The following is a 23,352-nucleotide window of genomic DNA, read 5'->3' on the forward strand; positions in this document are numbered from 1 at the left end:
CCGCGGTCGGGCACCGTGAAGGAGCGACGATGAAAGACACTCCGGGCTGGGCCTCGCCCGGATCCGCCCCGTCCGACGGACAGGAGCCCGGCGCGTCGCCCGCCGCCGAGCCCGCGGCCCGGCCCGCCGGCGATCAGCCCGCGGACCAGCCGGACGTGAGCGCGAACCCGCAGAGCCCCGGCACGAAGTGGTCCAAGGAACAGCCGCCTCCCGGCCAGTGGTCCGCGCCGGCAGGCCTGCAGAACCCGGCCCAGCCCCCACCGCCGCCTCCTCCGCCCCCGCCCGCCCAGAACCGGGTGCCCTACCCGCCCGGCGGTCCGGGCGGACACCCCGGAGGTCCGGCCGGCTACGGCGGCCCGGGAGGCTACGGCGCCCCCGGGGGTTACGGCGGTTACGGTCCGCCCGGCGGCTGGGGTCCCGGCTGGGGCGGCCCGCCGCCCGCCGCCAAGCCCGGCGTGATCCCGCTGCGCCCGCTCGGCGTGGGCGAGATCCTCGACGGCGCCGTGGCCACCATGCGAGCCCACTGGCGCACGGTCCTCGGCATCTCCCTGTCCGTCGCGGTCGTCATCGAGGTGCTCATCGTCCTGCTGCAGGGCCTGCTCCTGAACGACGCCACGGACACCACAGCCCTCGGCGACCCGAGCGCCACCGCCGACGAGCAGCTCAACGCCATGGGCGACGCGCTGCGCGCCTCCGGCCCGGTCCTCCTCATCAGCCTCATCGGCACCGTGATCGCGACCGCTCTGCTCACCACCGTCACCAGCCGCGCGGTGCTCGGGAAACCGGTCACCCTCAAAGAGGCCTGGCGCGACGCCCGCCCGCGACTGCCCCGGCTGTTCGGCCTGATCTTCCTGCTGATGCTGATCGCCGCCGGCATCGTCCTCGTCTGTCTGTTGCCGGGCATCCTCGCGAGCGCCGCCGGAAACCCCGACGGGGGCGCCGCGCTGAAAGCCTTCGGCATCCTCGGCTCGGTCGTCCTCGTGCTCTGGCTGCTCATCCGCTTCTGCCTGGCCTCGCCCGCGCTGATGCTGGAGAAGCAGGGCATCAAGAAAGCCCTCAGCCGCTCCGCGAAACTCACCCGCGGCTCCTGGTGGCGTGTCTTCGGCATCCAGCTGCTCGCCCTGCTCATCTCGAACATCATCGCGATGATCGTCGTCGTGCCCTTCGCTCTCCTCGGGGCAGCCCTGAGTGACGGCGGCATCGGCGGCATGGTCGAGGCGAGCAGCGACTACGGCTGGACGTACCTGATCGTCAGCGGCGTCGGCTCCGTCATCGGCTCCATGATCACCTTCCCGATCGCGGCCGGCGTCATCGTGCTCCTCTACATCGACCAGCGCATCCGCCGCGAGGCCCTCGACCTCGACCTGGCCCGCGCCGCAGGCCTCCAGGACTACGGCTCCCCCGCCCCCGGCACCACCCCGCGGAGCTGATGCGGTGAGACCGACGGGGGGAGTTCTCACAGCGGTACCGCACCCGGACGGCCTGCCCCTGCGGGCCCTGACCGGCCTCACCGACGCAGGCCCGGCGGCCCTGTGCCACACAGCCGACAAGGTCGTGCGGGCCCTGCTTCGGGCAGGCGACGGCGCGGCACTGTCCCTGGCCCGCTCGGGCGACGAACCGCCGCTGACGATCCCCCGCGACCCCGCGCGGGAGGCCGCCCGCCGCGAGCTGTCCAAGGACCTGTACCACCAGGACGACCCCGGCCTCTTCCAGCGCACCCTGGACACCCTCTGGGACTGGATCGGCGACCTGTTCGACACCGCGTCGACCGCCACCCCCGGGGGCACACTCGGCCTGCTGGTCGTCGTCCTCACCGTCATCGCCGTAGTCGGCGCCCTGTGGTGGCGCCTGGGCGCACCGCGCCGCCGCCCCACCTCCACGCCCGCACTGTTCGACGACCGTCCCCGCAGCGCCGCCGAACACCGCGCGGCCGCCGAAGCGCACGCCGCGCAGGGCCACTGGAACCAGGCCGTACAGGAACGCATGCGCGCCGTCGTGCGCGCCCTGGAGGAACGCGCCCTTCTCGACGCCCACCCCGGCCGCACGGCCGACGAGGCCGCCGCCGAGGCCGGCCGCAGCCTGCCGGCCCACACCGACGGGCTGCGCGCCGCCGCCCGCGACTTCGACGACGTGACGTACGGCGGCCGCCGGGCGACCAAGCAGTCGTACGCGCGCATGGCCGCACTCGACCTCGACCTGGAACGCGCCAAACCCGAGCTGACAGCCAACAGCCTCCACAACGCGGCCCACACCTCCCGCCAGGGAGCCGCCGGATGACGACCAAGGCCAAGCCCCCCACCACCTCCGCCTCGCCCACCGCCCTGCGGCTGTGGACCCGCGCCCGAGGGCTCGTCCTCGCCTTCACGCTGCTCCTGGCGGCGGCGATCACACTCGCCGCGCTGCAGTCCGACGCCCGTCACGGCGCCCTCGACCCGCGCTCCCCCGACCCCTACGGCAGCCGCGCGATCGCCGAACTCCTCGCCGACCACGGCGTGACCACCCGCGTCGTCACCGCCTTGGCCGACGCCCGCACCGCGGCGGCCCCCGACACCACCCTCCTGGTCGCCGCCCCCGACCTCCTCACCGAGCATCAGCAAAGGGAGCTGTACGCGGCGACAGCCGGCTCGGGCGGCCGCACCGTCCTCGTCGCGCCCAGCAGCTGGTCCGTGGGCACCCTCGCGCCCGGCGTGACCGCCGACCCCGCCAACAGCCGCGACTCCGCGCTCTCCCCCGACTGCACCCTGCCCGCCGCGCGCCGCGCCGGCACCGCCGACACCGGCGGCGTCCGCTACACCACTCGGCGACCCGATGCCGACGAGTGCTACCCCAGCGAGCGCCTGGCCACCCTGCTGCGCGTCCCCGACACCACCGGCGACGGCGACACCCTCGTGCTCGGCGCACCAGACATCCTCTACAACAACCGCCTCGACCAGCAGGGCAACGCCTCGCTCGCCCTCCAACTCCTCGGCTCCCGCGACCATCTCGTCTGGTACCTCCCCTCGCTCGCCGACACCACCGCCACCGACCCGGACGACGAGGAGAGCTTCTTCGATCTGCTCCCTTCCGGATGGCTCTGGGGCACCCTGCAACTCTTCGTCGCGGCAGCACTCGCCGCCCTGTGGCGGGCGCGCCGGCTCGGCCGCCTCGTCCCCGAGAAACTCCCTGTGGCGATCCGCGCTTCCGAGACCGTCGAAGGCCGCGCCCGCCTCTACCGCAAAGCCGACGCCCGTGACCGCGCGGCCGCAGCTCTCCGCTCCACCACCCGCACCCGCCTCGCCCCTCTCCTGGGCGTCCCCGTACCCCAGGCGGACGCGCCCGAGGCCCTCCTCCCCGCCCTGACCGCCCATCTCCACGGCAACGGTCAGGCCCTGCACACCCTCCTCTTCGGCCCGCCGCCCGGCGACGACGCGGCCCTGATCGCCCTCGCCGACCAACTCGACGCCCTCGAAAGAGAGGTACGCCGTCCATGATGGACCCGACCACTGACAACGCCGGGACCACCGGGGACCAGGGCCGCGCCCGCGCCTCCTTGGAAGCCTTGCGCGCCGAGATCTCCAAGGCCGTGGTCGGCCAGGACCCCGCCGTGACCGGCCTCGTCGTCGCCCTGCTCTGCCGCGGACACGTTCTCCTTGAAGGAGTCCCCGGAGTGGCCAAGACGTTGCTCGTCCGCGCCCTCGCCGCCGCACTCGAACTCGACACCAAACGCGTCCAGTTCACCCCCGACCTCATGCCGAGCGACATCACCGGCTCCCTCGTCTACGACGCCCGCACCGCCGAGTTCTCCTTCCAGCCCGGCCCGGTCTTCACCAACCTCCTCCTCGCCGACGAGATCAACCGCACCCCGCCCAAAACCCAGTCGTCGCTCCTCGAAGCCATGGAGGAACGCCAGGTCACCGTTGACGGCACGCCCCGGCCCCTCCCCGACCCGTTCCTCGTCGCCGCGACGCAGAACCCCGTCGAGTACGAGGGCACCTACCCCCTCCCGGAAGCCCAGCTGGACCGCTTCCTTCTCAAACTGACGATCCCGCTCCCCTCCCGCCAGGACGAGATCGACGTCCTCACCCGCCACGCCGAAGGCTTCAACCCACGCGACCTGCACACCGCCGGCGTACGCCCCGTCGCCGGACCCACCGACCTCGAGGCGGCGCGCGCCGCCGTCGCCAAGACGGCGATCTCCCCGGAGATCACCGCCTATGTGGTCGACGTCTGCCGCGCCACCCGCGAATCGCCCTCGCTCACCCTGGGCGTCTCCCCGCGCGGCGCGACCGCCCTCCTGGCCACCGCACGCGCGTGGGCCTGGCTCACCGGCCGCGACTACGTCATCCCGGACGACGTCAAAGCCCTCGCCCTGCCCACCCTCCGCCACCGCGTCCAGCTCCGCCCGGAGGCCGAAATGGAAGGCGTCACGGCCGACTCCGTCATCAACGCGATCCTCGCCCACGTCCCCGTCCCCCGCTGATGGCGCTCACCGGACGCACCGCGCTCCTCGCGGCCTTCGGCTCCCTCCCCGTCGGCATCTGGGGCCCCGGCTGGACGGGCATCCTGGCCGTCAACGCCCCGCTGGCCCTGGCCTGCGCCTGCGACTTCGCGCTGGCCGCCCCCGTACGCCGACTCGCCCTGACCCGCTCCGGCGACACCACCGCCCGTCTCGGCGACCCCGCGGACGTCACCCTCACCATCACCAACCCGTCCCGCCGCACCCTGCGCGCCCACCTGCGCGACGCCTGGCCTCCCAGCAGCTGGCAGCCCGGTACGGAGACGGAAGCCTCTCGCCACCGTCTGACGGTCCCGCCCGGCGAACGCCGCCGCGTCACGACCCGCCTGCGCCCCACCCGCCGTGGTGACCACCGCACCGACCGCGTCACCATCCGCTCCTACGGCCCCCTCGGCCTCTTCGCACGCCAGGTTGCCCATCAGGTCCCCTGGACCGTACGGGTCCTCCCTCCGTTCACCAGCCGTAAGCACCTGCCGTCGAAACTGGCCCGCCTGCGCGAACTCGACGGCCGTACCAGCGTCCTGACCCGCGGCGAGGGCACCGAGTTCGACAGCCTCCGCGAATACGTTCCCGGCGACGACACCCGCTCCATCGACTGGCGCGCCACGGCCCGCCACTCCGTGGTCGCGGTCCGCACCTGGCGTCCCGAACGCGACCGGCACATCCTCCTGATCCTCGACACAGGCCGCACCTCCGCAGGCCGAGTGGACGACGCCCCCCGCCTCGACGCCTCCATGGACGCGGCACTCCTCCTCGCCGCCCTGGCGTCCCGGGCCGGCGACCGGGTCGACCTCCTCGCCTACGACCGCCGGGTACGCGCGCTGGTCCAGGGCCGGACCGCACGCGACGTCCTCCCTTCCCTGGTCAACGCCATGGCGGCCCTCGAACCAGAACTCGTCGAAACGAACGCCCGCGGTCTCACCGCCGCAGCCCTGAGCACAGCGCCCCGCCGCTCCCTCATCGTCCTCATGACGACACTGGACACCGCCCCGGTCGAGGAAGGCCTCCTCCCCGTCCTGCCGCAACTCACCCGACGTCACACGGTCCTCGTCGCGTCAGTGGCCGACCCGCACATCGCCCGCATGGCCACCTCACGCGGTGACGCCGACGCGGTGTACGAGGCAGCAGCCGCCGCCCAGGCCCAAACCGAGCGGCACCGTATGGCCGAGCGGCTCCGCAGGCATGGCGTCACCGTCGTCGACGCCACACCGGATGAACTCGCACCGGCACTCGCGGACGCCTACCTCGCACTGAAAGCAGCCGGACGCCTCTAACGCACGACGGGCTCTCCGGTGGGAGAGCCCGTCAAAAACAATGTCGAAGTCTCAGGAACGCAGAAAACCCCCGTGCCGAATGGCACGGGGGTTTTCGCAATGATTGTTCGGCGGTGTCCTACTCTCCCACAGGGTCCCCCCTGCAGTACCATCGGCGCTGTAAGGCTTAGCTTCCGGGTTCGGAATGTAACCGGGCGTTTCCCTCACGCTATGACCACCGAAACACTATGAAACTGTTCAGCCGCACCACACCGTGACCATGGCATGGGGCTGTTCGTGGTTTCAGAACCAACACAGTGGACGCGAGCAACTGAGGACAAGCCCTCGGCCTATTAGTACCAGTCAGCTTCACCCATTACTGGGCTTCCACATCCGGCCTATCAACCCAGTCGTCTACTGGGAGCCTTACCCCATCAAGTGGGTGGGAATACTCATCTCGAAGCAGGCTTCCCGCTTAGATGCTTTCAGCGGTTATCCCTCCCGAACGTAGCCAACCAGCCATGCCCTTGGCAGAACAACTGGCACACCAGAGGTTCGTCCGTCCCGGTCCTCTCGTACTAGGGACAGCCCTTCTCAATATTCCTGCGCGCGCAGCGGATAGGGACCGAACTGTCTCACGACGTTCTAAACCCAGCTCGCGTACCGCTTTAATGGGCGAACAGCCCAACCCTTGGGACCGACTCCAGCCCCAGGATGCGACGAGCCGACATCGAGGTGCCAAACCATCCCGTCGATATGGACTCTTGGGGAAGATCAGCCTGTTATCCCCGGGGTACCTTTTATCCGTTGAGCGACGGCGCTTCCACAAGCCACCGCCGGATCACTAGTCCCGACTTTCGTCCCTGCTCGACCCGTCGGTCTCACAGTCAAGCTCCCTTGTGCACTTACACTCAACACCTGATTGCCAACCAGGCTGAGGGAACCTTTGGGCGCCTCCGTTACTCTTTAGGAGGCAACCGCCCCAGTTAAACTACCCATCAGACACTGTCCCTGATCCGGATCACGGACCCAGGTTAGACATCCAGCACGACCAGACTGGTATTTCAACGACGACTCCACCCGAACTGGCGTCCGAGCTTCACAGTCTCCCAGCTATCCTACACAAGCCGAACCGAACACCAATATCAAACTGTAGTAAAGGTCCCGGGGTCTTTCCGTCCTGCTGCGCGAAACGAGCATCTTTACTCGTAGTGCAATTTCACCGGGCCTATGGTTGAGACAGTCGAGAAGTCGTTACGCCATTCGTGCAGGTCGGAACTTACCCGACAAGGAATTTCGCTACCTTAGGATGGTTATAGTTACCACCGCCGTTTACTGGCGCTTAAGTTCTCAGCTTCGCCACCCCGAAGAGTGACTAACCGGTCCCCTTAACGTTCCAGCACCGGGCAGGCGTCAGTCCGTATACATCGCCTTACGGCTTCGCACGGACCTGTGTTTTTAGTAAACAGTCGCTTCTCGCTGGTCTCTGCGGCCACCCCCAGCTCGAGGAGCAAGTCCTCTCACCAAGCGTGGCCCCCCTTCTCCCGAAGTTACGGGGGCATTTTGCCGAGTTCCTTAACCATAGTTCACCCGAACGCCTCGGTATTCTCTACCTGACCACCTGAGTCGGTTTAGGGTACGGGCCGCCATGAAACTCGCTAGAGGCTTTTCTCGACAGCATAGGATCATCCACTTCGCCACAATCGGCTCGGCATCAGGTCTCAGACTATATGGTGTGCGGATTTGCCTACACACCGTCCTACACCCTTACCCCGGGACAACCACCGCCCGGGATGGACTACCTTCCTGCGTCACCCCATCACTCACCTACTACAAGTCTGGTCCGTCGGCTCCACCACTTTCCATTCCCCGAAGGGTCCGGAACGGCTTCACGGACTTAGCATCGCCTGGTTCGATGTTTGACGCTTCACAGCGGGTACCGGAATATCAACCGGTTATCCATCGACTACGCCTGTCGGCCTCGCCTTAGGTCCCGACTTACCCTGGGCAGATCAGCTTGACCCAGGAACCCTTAGTCAATCGGCGCACACGTTTCTCACGTGTGTATCGCTACTCATGCCTGCATTCTCACTCGTGAACCGTCCACAACTACCTTCCGGTGCTGCTTCACCCGGCACACGACGCTCCCCTACCCATCACAGCGGGCGTTGGCCCTCATGCTGCAATGACACGACTTCGGCGGTACGCTTGAGCCCCGCTACATTGTCGGCGCGGAATCACTAGACCAGTGAGCTATTACGCACTCTTTCAAGGGTGGCTGCTTCTAAGCCAACCTCCTGGTTGTCTCTGCGACTCCACATCCTTTCCCACTTAGCGTACGCTTAGGGGCCTTAGTCGATGCTCTGGGCTGTTTCCCTCTCGACCATGGAGCTTATCCCCCACAGTCTCACTGCCGCGCTCTCACTTACCGGCATTCGGAGTTTGGCTAAGGTCAGTAACCCGGTAGGGCCCATCGCCTATCCAGTGCTCTACCTCCGGCAAGAAACACACGACGCTGCACCTAAATGCATTTCGGGGAGAACCAGCTATCACGGAGTTTGATTGGCCTTTCACCCCTAACCACAGGTCATCCCCCAGGTTTTCAACCCTGGTGGGTTCGGTCCTCCACGAAGTCTTACCTCCGCTTCAACCTGCCCATGGCTAGATCACTCCGCTTCGGGTCTTGAGCGTGCTACTGAAACGCCCTGTTCGGACTCGCTTTCGCTACGGCTACCCCACTCGGGTTAACCTCGCAACACACCGCAAACTCGCAGGCTCATTCTTCAAAAGGCACGCAGTCACGAGACGCCAAGCAAGCTTGACGTCCGACGCTCCCACGGCTTGTAGGCACACGGTTTCAGGTACTATTTCACTCCGCTCCCGCGGTACTTTTCACCATTCCCTCACGGTACTATCCGCTATCGGTCACCAGGGAATATTTAGGCTTAGCGGGTGGTCCCGCCAGATTCACACGGGATTTCTCGGGCCCCGTGCTACTTGGGTGTCTCTCAAACGAGCCGTTGATGTTTCGACTACGGGGGTCTTACCCTCTACGCCGGACCTTTCGCATGTCCTTCGCCTACATCAACGGTTTCTGACTCGCCTCACAGCCGGCAGACTGTGAAAGAGAGATCCCACAACCCCGTATGCGCAACCCCTGCCGGGTCTCACACGCATACGGTTTGGCCTCATCCGGTTTCGCTCGCCACTACTCCCGGAATCACGGTTGTTTTCTCTTCCTGCGGGTACTGAGATGTTTCACTTCCCCGCGTTCCCTCCACATACCCTATGTGTTCAGGTATGGGTGACAGCCCATGACGACTGCCGGGTTTCCCCATTCGGAAACCCCCGGATCAAAGCCTGGTTGACGGCTCCCCGGGGACTATCGTGGCCTCCCACGTCCTTCATCGGTTCCTGGTGCCAAGGCATCCACCGTGCGCCCTTAAAAACTTGGCCACAGATGCTCGCGTCCACTGTGCAGTTCTCAAACAACGACCAGCCACCCATCACCCCCAACCTGAGCTGGAGTTCACTGGGGCCGGCATCAGAAGGGCAAGCGAAAACGCTCGCACCCTCAGACACCCAACAGCGTGCCCGACCCGATCCCGCCCGGAGATCATGCTTTCCACGCTCCGAAGAGCAGTACTCGCAAGCCTCCGACCCGGAAACCGGACCGAATAATCAACGTTCCACCCATGAGCAACCAGCATCGGACGTTCGCCGATGAACTGGCCTCTGAACCAGTCCCGTAGGACCGGCTGAGAAGTGCTCCTTAGAAAGGAGGTGATCCAGCCGCACCTTCCGGTACGGCTACCTTGTTACGACTTCGTCCCAATCGCCAGTCCCACCTTCGACAGCTCCCTCCCACAAGGGGTTGGGCCACCGGCTTCGGGTGTTACCGACTTTCGTGACGTGACGGGCGGTGTGTACAAGGCCCGGGAACGTATTCACCGCAGCAATGCTGATCTGCGATTACTAGCAACTCCGACTTCATGGGGTCGAGTTGCAGACCCCAATCCGAACTGAGACCGGCTTTTTGAGATTCGCTCCACCTCACGGTTTCGCAGCTCTTTGTACCGGCCATTGTAGCACGTGTGCAGCCCAAGACATAAGGGGCATGATGACTTGACGTCGTCCCCACCTTCCTCCGAGTTGACCCCGGCAGTCTCCTGTGAGTCCCCATCACCCCGAAGGGCATGCTGGCAACACAGAACAAGGGTTGCGCTCGTTGCGGGACTTAACCCAACATCTCACGACACGAGCTGACGACAGCCATGCACCACCTGTACACCGACCACAAGGGGGCGACCATCTCTGGCCGTTTCCGGTGTATGTCAAGCCTTGGTAAGGTTCTTCGCGTTGCGTCGAATTAAGCCACATGCTCCGCTGCTTGTGCGGGCCCCCGTCAATTCCTTTGAGTTTTAGCCTTGCGGCCGTACTCCCCAGGCGGGGAACTTAATGCGTTAGCTGCGGCACCGACGACGTGGAATGTCGCCAACACCTAGTTCCCACCGTTTACGGCGTGGACTACCAGGGTATCTAATCCTGTTCGCTCCCCACGCTTTCGCTCCTCAGCGTCAGTAATGGCCCAGAGATCCGCCTTCGCCACCGGTGTTCCTCCTGATATCTGCGCATTTCACCGCTACACCAGGAATTCCGATCTCCCCTACCACACTCTAGTCTGCCCGTATCGAATGCAGACCCGGGGTTAAGCCCCGGGCTTTCACATCCGACGCGACAGACCGCCTACGAGCTCTTTACGCCCAATAATTCCGGACAACGCTTGCGCCCTACGTATTACCGCGGCTGCTGGCACGTAGTTAGCCGGCGCTTCTTCTGCAGGTACCGTCACTTTCGCTTCTTCCCTGCTGAAAGAGGTTTACAACCCGAAGGCCGTCATCCCTCACGCGGCGTCGCTGCATCAGGCTTTCGCCCATTGTGCAATATTCCCCACTGCTGCCTCCCGTAGGAGTCTGGGCCGTGTCTCAGTCCCAGTGTGGCCGGTCGCCCTCTCAGGCCGGCTACCCGTCGTCGCCTTGGTGAGCCGTTACCTCACCAACAAGCTGATAGGCCGCGGGCTCATCCTTCACCGCCGGAGCTTTCAACCCCCACCCATGCGAGTGGAAGTGGTATCCGGTATTAGACCCCGTTTCCAGGGCTTGTCCCAGAGTGAAGGGCAGATTGCCCACGTGTTACTCACCCGTTCGCCACTAATCCCCACCGAAGTGGTTCATCGTTCGACTTGCATGTGTTAAGCACGCCGCCAGCGTTCGTCCTGAGCCAGGATCAAACTCTCCGTGAATGTTTTCCCGTGATCGGGATCGCACACACGAGAGCGGAACGTCGAGCGGAATAAGCCCGGCGTTCACAACGTCCTCGCTGTGTTTGTTTCAAAGGAACCTCATCCTCGGCTATCACTGCCGGGGACGGGGTATCAACATATCTGGCGTTGATTTTTGGCACGCTGTTGAGTTCTCAAGGAACGGACGCTTCCTTCGTACTCACCCTCTCGGGCTTTCCTCCGGGCAGTTTCCCTTCGGTCTTGCGTTTCCGACTCTATCAGACCGTTTCCCGATCCGATTTCCTCGGTGCTTTCCAGGTTCCCCGCTTATCTCGCGGTTTCCCTTTCCGGCGGTTCCGACTTTATCAGAAGTTTCAGGACGGTCTGACCGGCCATTCGATTCCGACTTGTCGGGAGGCCTCTGTGGAATCAGAGATTCACGAGGCTGACAGATACTCACTCTTGCCGACCGGACTGCGTCCAGTTCCAGGCAACTGTTCGAATCTACCTCCTTACGCACGCCGTGTCAACGGTGTTTGCGAGGCGAAGAGGAGACTAGCAGTTCATCGGGGGCGGTCGCACATCAGGCGGCCGTCGGTGCTGTCGCGCTGCGCTCGGCAGCCTCGACGTCGCCCATGTCGCCGGCCCGGGCGGCCCTGCCACCGAGGACGTAGACATAGGCCAGGAAGGCCAGTTCGGCGGCGATGCCGATGGCGATGCGGGCCCAGGTGGGCAGGCCGGAGGGGGTGACGAAGCCTTCGATGGCGCCGGAGACGAAGAGAACCAGAGCGAGGCCTATCGCCATGCCGACCGCGGCGCGGCCCTCTTCGGCGAGCGCGGTGCGCCGGGTACGGGGACCCGGGTCGATGACGGTCCAGCCGAGCCGGAGTCCGGTGCCGGCTGCCACGAAGACCGCCGTCAGCTCGAGGAGACCGTGCGGGAGGACGAGACCGAGGAAGGTGTCGAGACGGCCCGCCGAAGACATCAGGCCGGCTCCGATGCCGAGGTTGAGCATGTTCTGGAAGAGGATCCAGAGGACGGGCAGGCCGAGGAAGACGCCGAGGACCAGACACATGGCGGCGGCCTGCGCGTTGTTGGTCCAGACCTGCGCGGCGAACGCCGCGGCCTGATGGCTCGAGTAGTACGTCTCGTAGAGGCCGCCCGGCCGGGTGAGGTCGCGCAGTTCGCCCGGGGCGGCTATGGAGGCCTGTACTTCCGGATGGGTGCCGATCCACCAGCCCAGGAGGGCGGCGACAGCGGTGGAGAGCAGCGCTGTGGGCACCCACCAGTGGCGTGACCGGTAGACCGCGGCCGGGAAGCCCTGGGTGAGGAAGCGCGTCACATCGCGCCACGAGGCGCGGCGGGTACCTGTCACCGCGCTGCGCGCGCGTGCCACCAGTTGGGTGAGCCGTCCGGTCAGCTGGGGGTCGGGGGCACTGGACTGGATGAGGGAGAGGTGCGTGGCGGTGCGCTGGTAGAGGGTGACGAGTTCGTCGGTCTCGGCGCCGGTGAGGGTGCGTCGGCGACGCATGAGGGCGTCGAGGCGGTCCCATTCGGCCCGGTGTGCGGAGACGAAGACGTCGAGGTCCATCGGTGTGCCTGCTCCTCGGCTGTTCGTCGGCGGCCGGCGTTGGATGTCAGCTTGTCGTACTGCGGCGCGAAGTGCCCTCAGCTTGGCAGACTGGCGGTTCGCGGGGCAGGCCAGGGAAGGGATGACGGGCGTGAGTGAGCTGGTGACGGGTGAAGCGGTGGCGTTGGAGCTGCGGCCCGCCAGGCTGCCCAGCCGGGGGTTGGCCACGTTGCTGGACCTCGTGGTGGCGTTCACGGCTTATGTCGTCGTGAGCATCGTGGTGGTGGTGTCGACGGCGTCCCTGGACGAGGCCGCGCAGGTCGCTCTGTCGATCGCCACGTTCCTGTTGGTACTGGTGGGCGGGCCGATCGCGGTGGAGACGCTCAGTCATGGGCGGTCGCTGGGGAAGCTGGCCTGTGGTCTGCGGGTGGTACGGGACGACGGCGGGCCGATCCGGTTCCGGCACGCGCTGGTGCGGGGTGCGATCGGGGTGGTGGAGATTCTGCTGACGCTCGGGGTGGTGGCCTGTATCGCCTCGCTCGTGTCGGCGCGGGGGCGACGGCTCGGTGACGTCTTCGCCGGGACGTTGGTGGTGCGGGAGCGGGTGCCCGCGGCGCGGTCCGGTTTCGTGCCGCCGCCTCCGCCCTGGCTGGCGGGTCGGTTCCAGGGGCTCGATCTGTCGACGGTGCCGGACGGGCTGTGGTTGGCGGTGCGGCAGTACCTGGGGCGGATGGGTCAGCTGGATCCGCAGGTCGGCTGGGCGATGGGGGTGCGGCTGGCGGGTGAGCTCGCGTCGCGTACGGGGGCGCCGGTGCCGCCGGGGGTGCCGCCTGCCGCGTATCTGGCGGCGGTCGTGCAGGAGCGGCAGGTCCGGGAGGCGCGGCGGACGTTCGGGGGTGTGGCGGTGGCGGTGCCGGTGGTGGGTACAGGGGGCGTGGCGATGGCGTACGGTCCGCCGGCTCCGTATGTCCCGCCGGTCGTGGCGGCCGGGGCGCCGTCGCAGGAGCCCGCCGTCGACCGGGCCGCGGGGCCGGGCACCGGGTTCGTGCCACCGGCGTAGGCCGGGGTGCGGGTCAGTCGAAGGCCGAGGGGGGTGTCTCGAGGTCTTCGAGCTCGATGCCGGGGGCGGCGAGGACGACGTCCCCGGCGAGGTGCACGGTGTGCTGTTCGCCTGTGTCCAGGGCTGTGACCTGGTATTCGTCCACGGTCAGGGGGCCGTTGTCAGTGGCGTGTGCTTCGCTTTTCAGCAAGGCCCAGGACTGGTCCACGGTGCGTGGGGCGAGTACCGGGTCGGTGAAGGCGACGAGGCGTACGCGGGTTGCCGCGGAGGAGGGGGTGAGGCGCAGGAGTCGGCTGGTCGCGATGAGGAAGGCGGGGGAGGTGCCGGTGAAGGCGTGGGCTGGGACGTTGCCTTCGGTGGCGTGGGCTCCGGTGGGGTCGGTGCGGACCCAGGTGACGCCGTTCAGGGCGGCGCCGCGTACTTGCCAGTTGCTCGCGTGGAGTTCGAGGCGGAGGGGGCGGCCGAGGTCGTCGAGGGTGAGGTCGACGGAGCCGGTGTGATCGCCGGTGGGGGTGGTCAGCTGGGACACGTAGCGCCAGCCGGAGGGGCCGGGGGCGCACTGGAAGTGCTCGTGAGCGAGGGGAGTGCGGTCGTGCGGGTCGTGGAGCGAATACCGGCCGCGGGGCATGGGGGTCCTGGGGTGTGACGGGGTGGTCGGGGCGCCGCGGCGGTCCGGTCCGAGGGAGCGAAGGGGCAGGCCCCCGACACGGGGGTGCGGGGGCCTGCCTCTGTGCTGCTGTGGACCGGCGCTACGGGCTCAGTAGCGGTAGTGGTCCGACTTGTACGGGCCGTCGACCTCGACGCCGATGTACGCGGCCTGCTCCGGGCGGAGCGTGGTCAGCTTGACGCCGAGCGAGTCGAGGTGGAGGCGGGCGACCTTCTCGTCGAGGTGCTTGGGCAGCACGTAGACGTCGGTCGGGTACTCCTCGGGCTTGGTGAACAGCTCGATCTGGGCCAGGGTCTGGTCCGCGAACGAGTTGGACATCACGAAGGAGGGGTGACCGGTGGCGTTGCCCAGGTTCAGCAGGCGGCCCTCGGACAGCACGATGAGCACCTTGCCGTCGGGGAACTTCCACGTGTGGACCTGCGGCTTGACCTCGTCCTTGACGATGCCCGGAATCTGCGCCAGACCGGCCATGTCGATCTCGTTGTCGAAGTGGCCGATGTTGCCCACGATCGCCTGGTGCTTCATCTTGGCCATGTCCGAGGCCATGATGATGTCCTTGTTGCCGGTCGTGGTGACGAAGATGTCGGCCGTCTCGACGACCTCGTCGAGCGTGGTGACCTGGTAGCCGTCCATCGCCGCCTGGAGCGCGCAGATCGGGTCGATCTCCGTGATGATCACTCGGGCGCCCTGGCCGCGCAGGGACTCCGCGCAGCCCTTGCCGACGTCGCCGTAGCCGCAGACGACGGCGGTCTTGCCGCCGATCAGGACGTCGGTGGCGCGGTTGATGCCGTCGATCAGGGAGTGGCGGCAGCCGTACTTGTTGTCGAACTTCGACTTGGTGACGGCGTCGTTGACGTTGATCGCCGGGAACAGCAGGGTGCCGTCGCGGTGCATCTCGTAGAGGCGGTGGACGCCGGTCGTGGTCTCCTCGGTCACGCCGCGGATCTCCGACGCGAGCTGGGTCCACTTCTGCGAACCGTTGGAGATGGTGCGGTTGAGGAGTTCGAGGATGACGCGGTGTTCGTCGTTCTCGGCGGTGTCGACCGAGGGGACCTTGCCGGCCTTCTCGTACTCGACGCCCTTGTGGACCAGGAGGGTGGCGTCACCGCCGTCGTCGAGGATCATGTTCGGGCCGCCAGTGGGGCTGTTCGGCCAGGTCAGCGCCTGCTCCGTGCACCACCAGTACTCCTCCAGGGTCTCGCCCTTCCAGGCGAAGACCGGGACGCCCTGCGGGTTCTCGGGAGTGCCGTTCGGGCCGACCGCGACGGCGGCGGCCGCGTGATCCTGGGTGGAGAAGATGTTGCAGGACACCCAGCGGACCTCGGCGCCGAGCGCGACCAGGGTCTCGATGAGCACGGCGGTCTGCACGGTCATGTGCAGCGAGCCCATGATCCGGGCGCCGGCCAGCGGCTGGGCGGCGGCGAATTCCTTGCGGATCGACATCAGGCCGGGCATCTCGTGCTCGGCGAGGGTGATCTCCTTGCGGCCGAAGGCGGCCAGGGAGAGGTCGGCGACCTTGAAGTCCTGTCGGTGGTCGACAGTCGTCATGGTGTGCTGCTCCTCGGGGGTCGGGGCGAGGTGTGGGTACGGCTGGTCTGCGCGGCGGCGGACACAGATGGTCCCAGGAGGACACAGGCATGCCCGCGTACGCGCAGCGCAGTCCGTCGGAGGCCCTCTCTCCCTCGGACGGTCCGCTGGGGACCGCCCGACCGCCATCAGCAGCGACGTCTGGCTCCCTTCCAAGCTACACCGCGGGTGCGGGGCGGCCCCAGTCCGCGTCCGGTCGGATGCCGTCGGATCGGGCTGGACCCGGCCGGATCCGGTCGGGTCGAGGGAGTGGGTGGGGAACGGCGACAGGACCCGCCGGTGGTTTCCGGGGGTCCTGTCGGGTGGGGTCGGGGGTTCTGCCGGTGGTGGGTCAGTGGTCGGTCGGGGGGCGGGTGGGGCCGCCCGGGGTGGCCTCGGCGTCCGGTCCCTTGTCGGCTTCCGTCTCGCTGTAGATGTCCGGCTCGAGGTAGATGACGCGGGCGATGGGGACGGCGGCGCGGATGCGGGCCTCGGCGGCGTTGATGGCGGTGGCGACCTGGGTGGCGGTGTCGTCGTGCTCGACGGCGATCTTGGCGGCGACCAGGAGTTCCTCGGGGCCGAGGTGGAGGGTGCGCATGTGGATGACGCCGGTGACGGTGTCGCCGTCCACGATCGCGGCCTCGATCTTCTGGACGTCTTCCAGGCCGGCGGACTCGCCGAGCAGCAGGGACTTGGTCTCGGCGGCGAGGACGAGGGCGATGAGGATGAGGAGGACGCCGATGCAGACGGTGCCGATGCCGTCCCAGATGCCGTCGCCGGTGAGGAGGGCGAGGCCGACGCCGCCGAGGGCGAGGACGAGGCCGATCAGCGCGCCGAAGTCCTCGAGGAGGACGACGGGCAGTTCGGGGGCCTTGGCGCGGCGGACGAACTGTGTCCAGGAGAGCTTGCCGCGGAGTTCGTTGGACTCCTTGATGGCGGTGTGGAAGGAGAAGCTTTCGGCGATGATCGCGAAGACGAGGACGCCGACGGGCCAGTACCAGTGCTCGATCTCGTGCGGGTGCTGGATCTTCTCGTAGCCCTCGTAGACGGCGAACATGCCGCCGACGGAGAAGAGGACGATGGAGACGAGGAAGGCGTAGATGTAGCGCTCGCGGCCGTAGCCGAAGGGGTGTTGGGGGGTGGCTTCGCGTTGGGCCTTCTTGCCTCCGATGAGGAGGAGGGCCTGGTTGCCGGAGTCGGCGAGCGAGTGCACGCCTTCGGCGAGCATCGACGACGAGCCGCTGAACGCGAACGCCACGAACTTCGATGCCGCGATCGCGAGGTTGGCGCCGAGTGCCGCCACGATCGCCCTGGTGCCGCCTGACGCGCTCATGTGTCCGCGTTGTCCCTTCGCCTTCATGCGTACGCCGTGCTGGGCGCGGCCTGTTGCGGCTTTGCCCGTCCTTTGCCGGGAGGCCATTGTTGCAGCCCCGTCCGGCGGTGCTGCGTCAGGTCGTCGTGAGCGGGGTCATGCGACGACCGTGGCCCGGAAGACCGTACCGGCCCCGCTCACTTCGGCCTTGTGTCCTGCGGGGACGAAGACGGACGTGCCCGGTGTCAGGGTGTGCTCGCCCGCGCGGACGGCGCCTGCGGTGCACAGCAGGATCTGCGGGGTGGGGCGGGTGAGGTCGTGGGCGGGGCCGCCGGCGGCGAGGACGTAGCGGGAGAGCCGGAACTCGTCGGTGGGGGTGTCGTAGACCTCTTCGCCGTCCGGGGCGGCCTCGGGGCGCAGGACGCCGGGGTCGGCGGGCTCGAAGCGGACGATGCGCAGGAGTTCGGGGACGTCGACGTGTTTGGGGGTGAGTCCGCAGCGCAGGACGTTGTCGGAGTTGGCCATGATCTCGACGCCGAGGCCGTTGAGGTAGGCGTGCGGGATGCCGGCGCCGAGGAACAGGGCCTCGCCGGGCTGGAGTCGGACGTGGTTGAGGAGCATGGCGGCGATGACGCCTGGGTCGCCGGGTAGTGGTGGGCGATGCCGGCGTAGGGGGTGTACGCGCCGCCGAGGCGGTCGCAGGCGGCGGCCGCGGCGGTGACGGTGTGCGCCGTCTCGGCGGGGTCGGCGGTGAGGATCGCCGTCAACACTTCGCGCAGGGCGGCTTCCTCGGGATGTGCGTGCAGAAGGTCGACGTACGGCTTGAGGGAGTCGACGCCGAGGCCGTCGAGGAGGTCGGCGGCGTGGGCCGGGGGGCGGAAGCCGCAGAGGCCGTCGAACTCGGTGAGGGCGCAGATGAGTTCGGGCTTGTGGTTGGCGTCCTTGTAGTTGCGGTGCGGGGCGTCGACGGGGACGCCTCGGCGTTCCTCGTCCTCGTAGCCCTCCTTGGCCTGGGTCAGGTCGGGGTGGACCTGGAGGGAGAGGGGGGCGCCGGCGGCGAGGAGTTTGAGGAGGAAGGGGAGGCGGGGGCCGAATCTGGCGACGGCCGGTTCGCCGAGTTCGCGCCGCGGGTCGGCGTCGATGACGTCGACGAGGGTGCCGCGGTCGGTGCGGGAGGGGGCGCCGGGGTGGGCGCCCATCCACATCTCGGCTTGCGGTTCGCCGGTGGGCTCGATGCCGAGGAGGTGCGGGATCGCGGTGGGGGAACCCCAGGCGTAGGGGCGGACGGTGTTGTCGAGGCGGTCCATGCGGTCTCTCTCTGCCTGTCCGTCCGTCTTCGGTCGGTCTTCGGTCTTCGGTCCGTCGGTCGGTTGTCGGTCGGTCCGTTGTGCGGGGTGTGGACGGGGCGGCGTCGGGCGTCGGCGGTCGGTTGCGGGCGGCTGTTCCCCGGCTTCGACGCCGGCTCGTCAGGCTCCCGAGGCGAGCGCCAGGTAGACGGCGGCGAAGTCCGTGGTGGCGATGAGTTCGGCGAGGGTGACGAGTTCGCCGCCTTCCTCGGGTTCGAGTTCGCTGATCGGCGTGTCGTGGCTGAGGGCCAGTTCGCGGGCGGTCGGGGCGGAGGTCAGGCCGCCGATCGGACGGTCGCGCAGCAGCACCACGCGCGCGTGCAGGGCGGGCGGTTCCTCGACGCGGTCGCGGAAGAAGTCGTCCGGGTCGGCGCTGGCGGCGAGCGGGCCGGCCAGCAGCGCGTTGTGTTCGGCGAGGGCTTCGGGGAGTTCGGCGACGAGGGCGGGGCGTCCGGCAAGTTCGGCGAGGGCGGCGGCGAAGCGGCGGCCCGCGGGTCCGGCCGAGGTCCCTTCGGTCCAGATCACGGGGAGCGCGTCGGCGAGTTCGGCGGCCAGGGTCTTCGCCGGGTTGCTGTAGGTGGCGACAGCGGGCCCGCAGCGTTCGGCGACCTGGTCGAGCCGGTCGGCGACCTTCTCGAGCACCTCGGGCGGGGCGGGAATCAGGGCGATGCGGTCGAGGAGGGCGAGGAGCGGGGTGAGCAGGGCCCACAGGACGCCGGGCGCGGAGGCGGCCACCGGGGGCTGCTCGTCCTGCTCGTAGGGGGCGGTCGCCAGGGGGATGAACAGGCAGTGCGCGGCGACGGCCGCTTCGCTGAGCGGCGACTGGGCGGGGGCCACGGCGGCGACGGTGCAGCCTCGGCGGTAGGCCTGTTCGGCGAGGAGGGAGAGGCCGGGTTCGCTGCCGTCCGGGGTGGCGATGAGGAGGAGGTCCACGGAGCCGGCCCAGCCGGGGAGTTCCCAGCGCAGGGCGCCCGCTACGGGGGCGACGCCGGTGGGCGCCAGGCGGATGACGGGGCACGCGGCGCCGGCGAGGGTGCCGAGGAGGTCGGCGACGCAGACCGCGGCGGCGCCGGGTCCTGCGATGAGGATCGCGCGGGGGCGGCCGTCCGGCGCCAGGTCGTTCACGCCGGCCTCGGCCGCGTGCCGGACGGCGGTGCGGACGCGGGCGCCGGCTTCGGCGGCGCCGCGCAGGAGGGCTCTGCGGTCGGCCTCGGTAAGGGCCTCCGGCGTGTCGAGCAGCGAGTCGTCGAGCATGGCGGCAGTCTCCGATCGCCTGGGGCGTCGTCGGTTTCGGGGCCGGGGGTGCGGTGCGCCGGCGGGGCACGGGGCGTGGCGCCTTGTGCGGGGGCGCGTCACGCGGGGTGGGCGCGTTACGCGGGGTGGCGGGCCTCGTCGACGAGGAGGACGGGGATGTCGTCACGCACCGGGTAGGCCAGGCCGCAGTCCTGCGCCGTGCAGATCAGCTCGGTGTCCTGCTCCTTGAGAGGGGCGTGGCAGGCGGGGCAGGCGAGGATCTCCAGGAGGCCGGCTTCGAGCGGCATGGGGGTGTCCCTTCGAGGTGGGCGGGCGGGGTGTCGTCCGGCGTGCGGATGTGCCTGGTCAGCGTACCGCTGGTGAGGGTGGGGCCGCGGGGGTCCGGCGTGGTGGGCGGTGCGGGCCGGGGAGGGGCTGGTGGGCCGGGTGGGACGACGTCCGTCGGCCGGGCGAAGCAGACCGGAGACGGGCTGGTGGGCCGGGCGCAGCGGGGCCGGGAGGACGTCCGTGAGGCGGGCGGAGGAGCGGGGCGGGGGTGCGGAGGGCCGTGGTCGCGGCCCTCCGCCGGGAGCGCTCCGGGCGGCGGGGGAAGGAGGGGTCAGGCTCGGATGATGCGCAGGGCCTCGTCCCGGATGCTGTTCATCGTCTGTTCGTCGCGGGCTTCCGCGTTGAGGCGGAGGAGGGGCTCGGTGTTGGAGGGGCGGACGTTGAACCACCAGTCGGCGCAGGACACGGTCAGGCCGTCCAGTTCGTCCAGGGTGACGTCCTCGCGGGGGCCGTACGCCGCCTTGATCGCGGCGATGCGGCCGGCCTGGTCGGCGACCGTCGAGTTGATCTCCCCGGAGCCGCTGTAGCGGTCGTACTCGGCGACGAGGGACGAGAGGGGGCCGTTCTGGCCGCCGAGGGCCGCGAGGACGTGGAGGGCGGCCAGCATGCCGGTGTCGGCGTTCCAGAAGTCCTTGAAGTAGTAGTGCGCGGAGTGCTCGCCGCCGAAGATGGCGCCGGAGCGTGCCATTTCGGCCTTGATGAAGGAGTGGCCGACGCGGGTGCGGACGGGGGTGCCGCCGTTCTCCTTCACCACCTCCGGGACGGACCGGGAGGTGATCAGGTTGTGGATGACGGTGCCCCTGCCGCCGTTGCGCGCGAGTTCGCGTACGGCCACCAGGGCTGTGATCGCGGACGGGGAGACCGGTTCGCCGCGCTCGTCGACGACGAAGCAGCGGTCGGCGTCGCCGTCGAAGGCGAGGCCGAGGTCGGCGCCCTCGTCGCGGACCCGTTTCTGGAGGTCCACGAGGTTCGCCGGGTCGAGCGGGTTGGCCTCGTGGTTGGGGAAGGTGCCGTCCAGCTCGAAGTACAGGGGGACGAGGGTCAGGGGCAGGCCCTCGAAGACGGTGGGGACGGTGTGGCCGCCCATGCCGTTGCCCGCGTCGACCACGACTTTGAGGGGGCGGATGGTGGTGAGGTCGACGAGTGCGCGCAGGTGTGCCGCGTAGTCGTTCAACGTGTCGGCCCGGGTGATCGTTCCCTGCGGCGGGCCGGTATGCGTGTCGGCCGTGCCGGCGGCCGTGCTGGAGGAAGCCGCGCCGGTGTCCGTCCAGCGCTCCACGAGTTCGCGGATCTCGGTCAGGCCGGTGTCCTGGCCGACCGGGGCGGCGCCTGCGCGGCACAGCTTGATGCCGTTGTACTGGGCCGGGTTGTGCGAGGCGGTGAACATGGCGCCGGGCAGGTTCAGCGCGCCCGAGGCGTAGTACAGCTGGTCCGTGGAGCACAGGCCGATCTGTGTGACGTCCACGCCACGGGCGGCCGCGCCGCGGGAGAAGGCGTCGGTGAGGCCGGGCGAGGAAGGGCGCATGTCGTGGCCGACGACGATCGCCCGGGCGCCGGTCACCTGGGCGAAGGCCGCGCCGAACAGGTCGGCGAGGGACTCGTCCCACTGGTCCGGGACCAGTCCGCGTACGTCGTACGCCTTGACGATCTGCGACAGATCAGCAGCCACGGCCAACCTTCCTGAAGTCCTGTGGGTCACCACAAACTACCCGGGCCTGTTCGGTGTGCGGTGGGGGGTCGCCGGGTGGCGCGCGGTGGACCGAACGGCTGACTCCCTGCGCCTTCCGGGCCTGCGTCGGGCGGCTCGGAAGGGAGCGTCGGCAGCTCGGCCGAGGCGGCCGAGTGGTGAAAGCGGTTGCCGTCTCTTTGCGGACCCGCTGCGGCGTCGCGTGGTGAGCGTGCGCGTCCAGGGAGGTGCGTCGCTGCGTGAGGGGTCGGAGGGTGCGGCTGCTCAGTTGTCCGGTGAGCGCAGGACCCGCAGGTGGCCGCGGCGGGCGACCTCCATCGGGTCCGCCGAGCGTGCGCCGCCGCTGGTTCCGGTCGCACGCCCTTGCGGGCGGGCGGCCTCGCGAACCGCGTTGGCAAGCGCTTCCAGGTCGTCTCCGCTGGGGCGGGCGGGGGCCGAGCTGTCGAGGAGCCGGACGACCTCCCAGCCGCGCGGGGCGGTGAGGCGCTCGGAGTGCTCGGCGCACAGGTCGTAGCAGTGGGGCTCGGCGTAGGTGGCGAGCGGGCCGAGGACCGCGGTCGAGTCGGCGTAGACGTACGTCAGCGTCGCGACGGCGGGTCGGCCGCAGGCGGTGCGCGAACAGCGACGTACAGGGCTCACGATGTTGGACGGTACCGCACTCTTGAGCGGGCCGCGACGACTCTCCACCAGGTCACTCCACCGTGTCGGGTTGTGAAACGCCCCACGCGCCGGTTCAGTCATACCCCGCTGACCTGCGTCAACACCAGTCGTTAAGGGTGGGAACCTGTCGGCTCGCGGTCACTACTCGGCACAAACAGCATCAATTGCCATGAGCTCACCGGTCTCGGAGAGATACGGATTCGAGCCCAACGTTGGCTGGAATGGTCATCCTGCGACAAGCGGTGGCTGCGGGTCGGCGACGGGCTGTGGTGGCCCCAACGGCGGGGGCCGCGGGGGGAGGCGTGCGGGGAGGCGTGTGGGCGGGGCGACGGGTCACGGCGGGGACTACGCTTCAGTAGTGATGGAGAGCCCCGTACCGCCCCCTGCCGCCGGCCCAGGACCCCGTCGTCGCGATCGCCATGGGCGGGGAATGCGGGGGCCTGTCGCACCGCCCCAGGTGCCGCTGGCCGCCAGTCGCGCCGACGTGTTCGCCGATCTCGTGCAGGACTCCGTGGACCGGCTGGAACGACGATGGCCGCAGCTCACCGACATCGACTTCATGGTTCTCGAGGTGCCGCGCCTGGACGCGGCGGCGGAGCCGTGGAACGACGAGGCGGTCCCGCTGGGCGGCACGATCCCCGCGCGTGAGGGACGACGGGCGCGGGTCGTCGTCTACCGGCGGCCGGTCGAGATCCGCACCAAGGGACGCGACGAACGGGCCGCGCTGGTGCACGAGGTGGTCGTGGAGCAGGTCGCCGAGCTGCTCGGACTGACGCCCGAGACGGTGGATCCGCGCTACGGCGAGGACTGAGCGCCGCACTGGCGCCCGCACGTCCTCCGTCCCCCTTCCGGGGGACGGAGGAACCCCTTCGGG

At 68.7% G+C, this 23,352-nt stretch carries 15 protein-coding genes, 3 rRNA genes and 1 pseudogene; 7 read left to right on the forward strand and 12 right to left on the reverse strand.

Annotation, left to right across the window (positions count from 1 at the left end):
• Window positions 1-29: 29 nt before the first annotated feature.
• From QA802_RS17065 to QA802_RS17085, 5 genes are read left to right on the forward strand one after another with little or no spacing between them, the layout of a single operon-like run.
• The gene (locus tag QA802_RS17065) at window positions 30-1,430 is read left to right on the forward strand and encodes a DUF7847 domain-containing protein (protein WP_334523246.1); all 1,401 of its coding nucleotides are present in this window, start codon (window positions 30-32) and stop codon (window positions 1,428-1,430) included.
• A gap of 4 nt (window positions 1,431-1,434) precedes the next feature.
• Window positions 1,435-2,277 carry a DUF4129 domain-containing protein gene (locus tag QA802_RS17070; protein ID WP_443042134.1) on the forward strand — a complete coding sequence of 281 codons (843 nt, stop codon included), beginning with the start codon at window positions 1,435-1,437 and terminating at the stop codon, window positions 2,275-2,277.
• The gene (locus tag QA802_RS17075) at window positions 2,274-3,470 is read left to right on the forward strand and encodes a DUF4350 domain-containing protein (RefSeq protein ID WP_334523249.1); all 1,197 of its coding nucleotides are present in this window, start codon (window positions 2,274-2,276) and stop codon (window positions 3,468-3,470) included. The genes QA802_RS17070 and QA802_RS17075 overlap by 4 nt, the downstream gene beginning before the upstream one ends.
• Window positions 3,470-4,459 (forward strand): AAA family ATPase, encoded by a 990-nt coding sequence (locus QA802_RS17080; RefSeq protein WP_334523252.1) that lies wholly within the window; start codon window positions 3,470-3,472, stop codon window positions 4,457-4,459. Before QA802_RS17075 ends, QA802_RS17080 begins: the two co-directional genes overlap by 1 nt.
• The gene (locus tag QA802_RS17085) at window positions 4,459-5,769 is read left to right on the forward strand and encodes a DUF58 domain-containing protein (protein WP_334523255.1); all 1,311 of its coding nucleotides are present in this window, start codon (window positions 4,459-4,461) and stop codon (window positions 5,767-5,769) included. The genes QA802_RS17080 and QA802_RS17085 overlap by 1 nt, the downstream gene beginning before the upstream one ends.
• Window positions 5,770-5,874: 105 nt before the next feature.
• On the opposite strand, the gene rrf is transcribed toward QA802_RS17085, so the two are convergent.
• The 4 genes from rrf to QA802_RS17105 all read right to left on the reverse strand — a co-directional run bounded on the left by rrf (window position 5,875) and on the right by QA802_RS17105 (window position 12,620).
• A 5S ribosomal RNA gene (rrf, locus tag QA802_RS17090) occupies window positions 5,875-5,991 on the reverse strand.
• A 90-nt stretch (window positions 5,992-6,081) separates the two neighbouring features.
• Window positions 6,082-9,204 (reverse strand): 23S ribosomal RNA (locus QA802_RS17095).
• Between the two features lie 320 nt (window positions 9,205-9,524).
• Window positions 9,525-11,050, reverse strand: a 16S ribosomal RNA gene (locus tag QA802_RS17100).
• Together the 16S, 23S and 5S rRNA genes form the textbook arrangement of a ribosomal RNA operon.
• A gap of 562 nt (window positions 11,051-11,612) precedes the next feature.
• Window positions 11,613-12,620, reverse strand: a complete 1,008-nt coding sequence (locus QA802_RS17105; RefSeq protein ID WP_334523258.1) for a stage II sporulation protein M — start codon at window positions 12,618-12,620, stop codon at window positions 11,613-11,615.
• A 130-nt stretch (window positions 12,621-12,750) separates the two neighbouring features.
• On the opposite strand from QA802_RS17105, the gene QA802_RS17110 reads away from it, so the two are divergent.
• Window positions 12,751-13,659: an RDD family protein gene (locus tag QA802_RS17110; protein WP_334523261.1), complete on the forward strand. Its 909-nt coding sequence runs from the start codon at window positions 12,751-12,753 to the stop codon at window positions 13,657-13,659.
• Window positions 13,660-13,672: 13 nt separating this feature from the next.
• Here the strand turns inward: QA802_RS17110 and QA802_RS17115 are convergent, their stop codons facing one another.
• From QA802_RS17115 to QA802_RS17150, 8 genes and pseudogenes are all read right to left on the reverse strand, one after another.
• Window positions 13,673-14,287, reverse strand: coding sequence for a hypothetical protein (locus tag QA802_RS17115; RefSeq protein ID WP_319172090.1), 615 nt, complete (start codon window positions 14,285-14,287; stop codon window positions 13,673-13,675).
• Window positions 14,288-14,416: 129 nt separating this feature from the next.
• Window positions 14,417-15,874, reverse strand: coding sequence for an adenosylhomocysteinase (gene ahcY, locus QA802_RS17120; RefSeq protein WP_319172089.1), 1,458 nt, complete (start codon window positions 15,872-15,874; stop codon window positions 14,417-14,419).
• A 370-nt stretch (window positions 15,875-16,244) separates the two neighbouring features.
• Window positions 16,245-17,225 (reverse strand): cation diffusion facilitator family transporter, encoded by a 981-nt coding sequence (locus QA802_RS17125; protein WP_334523266.1) that lies wholly within the window; start codon window positions 17,223-17,225, stop codon window positions 16,245-16,247.
• A gap of 135 nt (window positions 17,226-17,360) precedes the next feature.
• Window positions 17,361-18,511 (reverse strand): annotated as a pseudogene (gene manA, locus QA802_RS17130) (mannose-6-phosphate isomerase, class I).
• A gap of 159 nt (window positions 18,512-18,670) precedes the next feature.
• Window positions 18,671-19,804 carry an SIS domain-containing protein gene (locus QA802_RS17135; RefSeq protein ID WP_334523269.1) on the reverse strand — a complete coding sequence of 378 codons (1,134 nt, stop codon included), beginning with the start codon at window positions 19,802-19,804 and terminating at the stop codon, window positions 18,671-18,673.
• Between the two features lie 116 nt (window positions 19,805-19,920).
• Window positions 19,921-20,091, reverse strand: coding sequence for a Trm112 family protein (locus QA802_RS17140; protein ID WP_107443652.1), 171 nt, complete (start codon window positions 20,089-20,091; stop codon window positions 19,921-19,923).
• Window positions 20,092-20,402: 311 nt separating this feature from the next.
• Window positions 20,403-21,800 (reverse strand): phosphomannomutase/phosphoglucomutase, encoded by a 1,398-nt coding sequence (locus QA802_RS17145; RefSeq protein WP_334523274.1) that lies wholly within the window; start codon window positions 21,798-21,800, stop codon window positions 20,403-20,405.
• Window positions 21,801-22,082: 282 nt separating this feature from the next.
• Window positions 22,083-22,505, reverse strand: coding sequence for a DUF3499 domain-containing protein (locus QA802_RS17150; RefSeq protein WP_319172083.1), 423 nt, complete (start codon window positions 22,503-22,505; stop codon window positions 22,083-22,085).
• Between the two features lie 334 nt (window positions 22,506-22,839).
• On the opposite strand from QA802_RS17150, the gene QA802_RS17155 reads away from it, so the two are divergent.
• Window positions 22,840-23,289 carry a metallopeptidase family protein gene (locus QA802_RS17155; protein ID WP_319172082.1) on the forward strand — a complete coding sequence of 150 codons (450 nt, stop codon included), beginning with the start codon at window positions 22,840-22,842 and terminating at the stop codon, window positions 23,287-23,289.
• Window positions 23,290-23,352 lie beyond the last annotated feature (63 nt).

The sequence above is a fragment of the Streptomyces sp. B21-105 genome (assembly GCF_036898465.1).
Taxonomy (GTDB): domain Bacteria; phylum Actinomycetota; class Actinomycetes; order Streptomycetales; family Streptomycetaceae; genus Streptomyces.

What these genes read in the sequence shown, in the direction of transcription:
- QA802_RS17065 (WP_334523246.1), top strand. Translation starts at nt 30, where the DNA reads ATGAAAGACACTCCGGGCTGGGCCTCGCCCGGATCCGCCCCGTCCGAC.
- QA802_RS17075 (WP_334523249.1), top strand. Translation starts at nt 2,274, where the DNA reads ATGACGACCAAGGCCAAGCCCCCCACCACCTCCGCCTCGCCCACCGCC.
- QA802_RS17080 (WP_334523252.1), top strand. Translation starts at nt 3,470, where the DNA reads ATGGACCCGACCACTGACAACGCCGGGACCACCGGGGACCAGGGCCGC.
- QA802_RS17085 (WP_334523255.1), top strand. Translation starts at nt 4,459, where the DNA reads ATGGCGCTCACCGGACGCACCGCGCTCCTCGCGGCCTTCGGCTCCCTC.
- QA802_RS17105 (WP_334523258.1), bottom strand. Translation starts at nt 12,620, where the DNA reads ATGGACCTCGACGTCTTCGTCTCCGCACACCGGGCCGAATGGGACCGC.
- QA802_RS17115 (WP_319172090.1), bottom strand. Translation starts at nt 14,287, where the DNA reads ATGCCCCGCGGCCGGTATTCGCTCCACGACCCGCACGACCGCACTCCC.
- ahcY (WP_319172089.1), bottom strand. Translation starts at nt 15,874, where the DNA reads ATGACGACTGTCGACCACCGACAGGACTTCAAGGTCGCCGACCTCTCC.
- QA802_RS17125 (WP_334523266.1), bottom strand. Translation starts at nt 17,225, where the DNA reads ATGAGCGCGTCAGGCGGCACCAGGGCGATCGTGGCGGCACTCGGCGCC.
- QA802_RS17135 (WP_334523269.1), bottom strand. Translation starts at nt 19,804, where the DNA reads ATGCTCGACGACTCGCTGCTCGACACGCCGGAGGCCCTTACCGAGGCC.
- QA802_RS17140 (WP_107443652.1), bottom strand. Translation starts at nt 20,091, where the DNA reads ATGCCGCTCGAAGCCGGCCTCCTGGAGATCCTCGCCTGCCCCGCCTGC.
- QA802_RS17155 (WP_319172082.1), top strand. Translation starts at nt 22,840, where the DNA reads ATGGAGAGCCCCGTACCGCCCCCTGCCGCCGGCCCAGGACCCCGTCGT.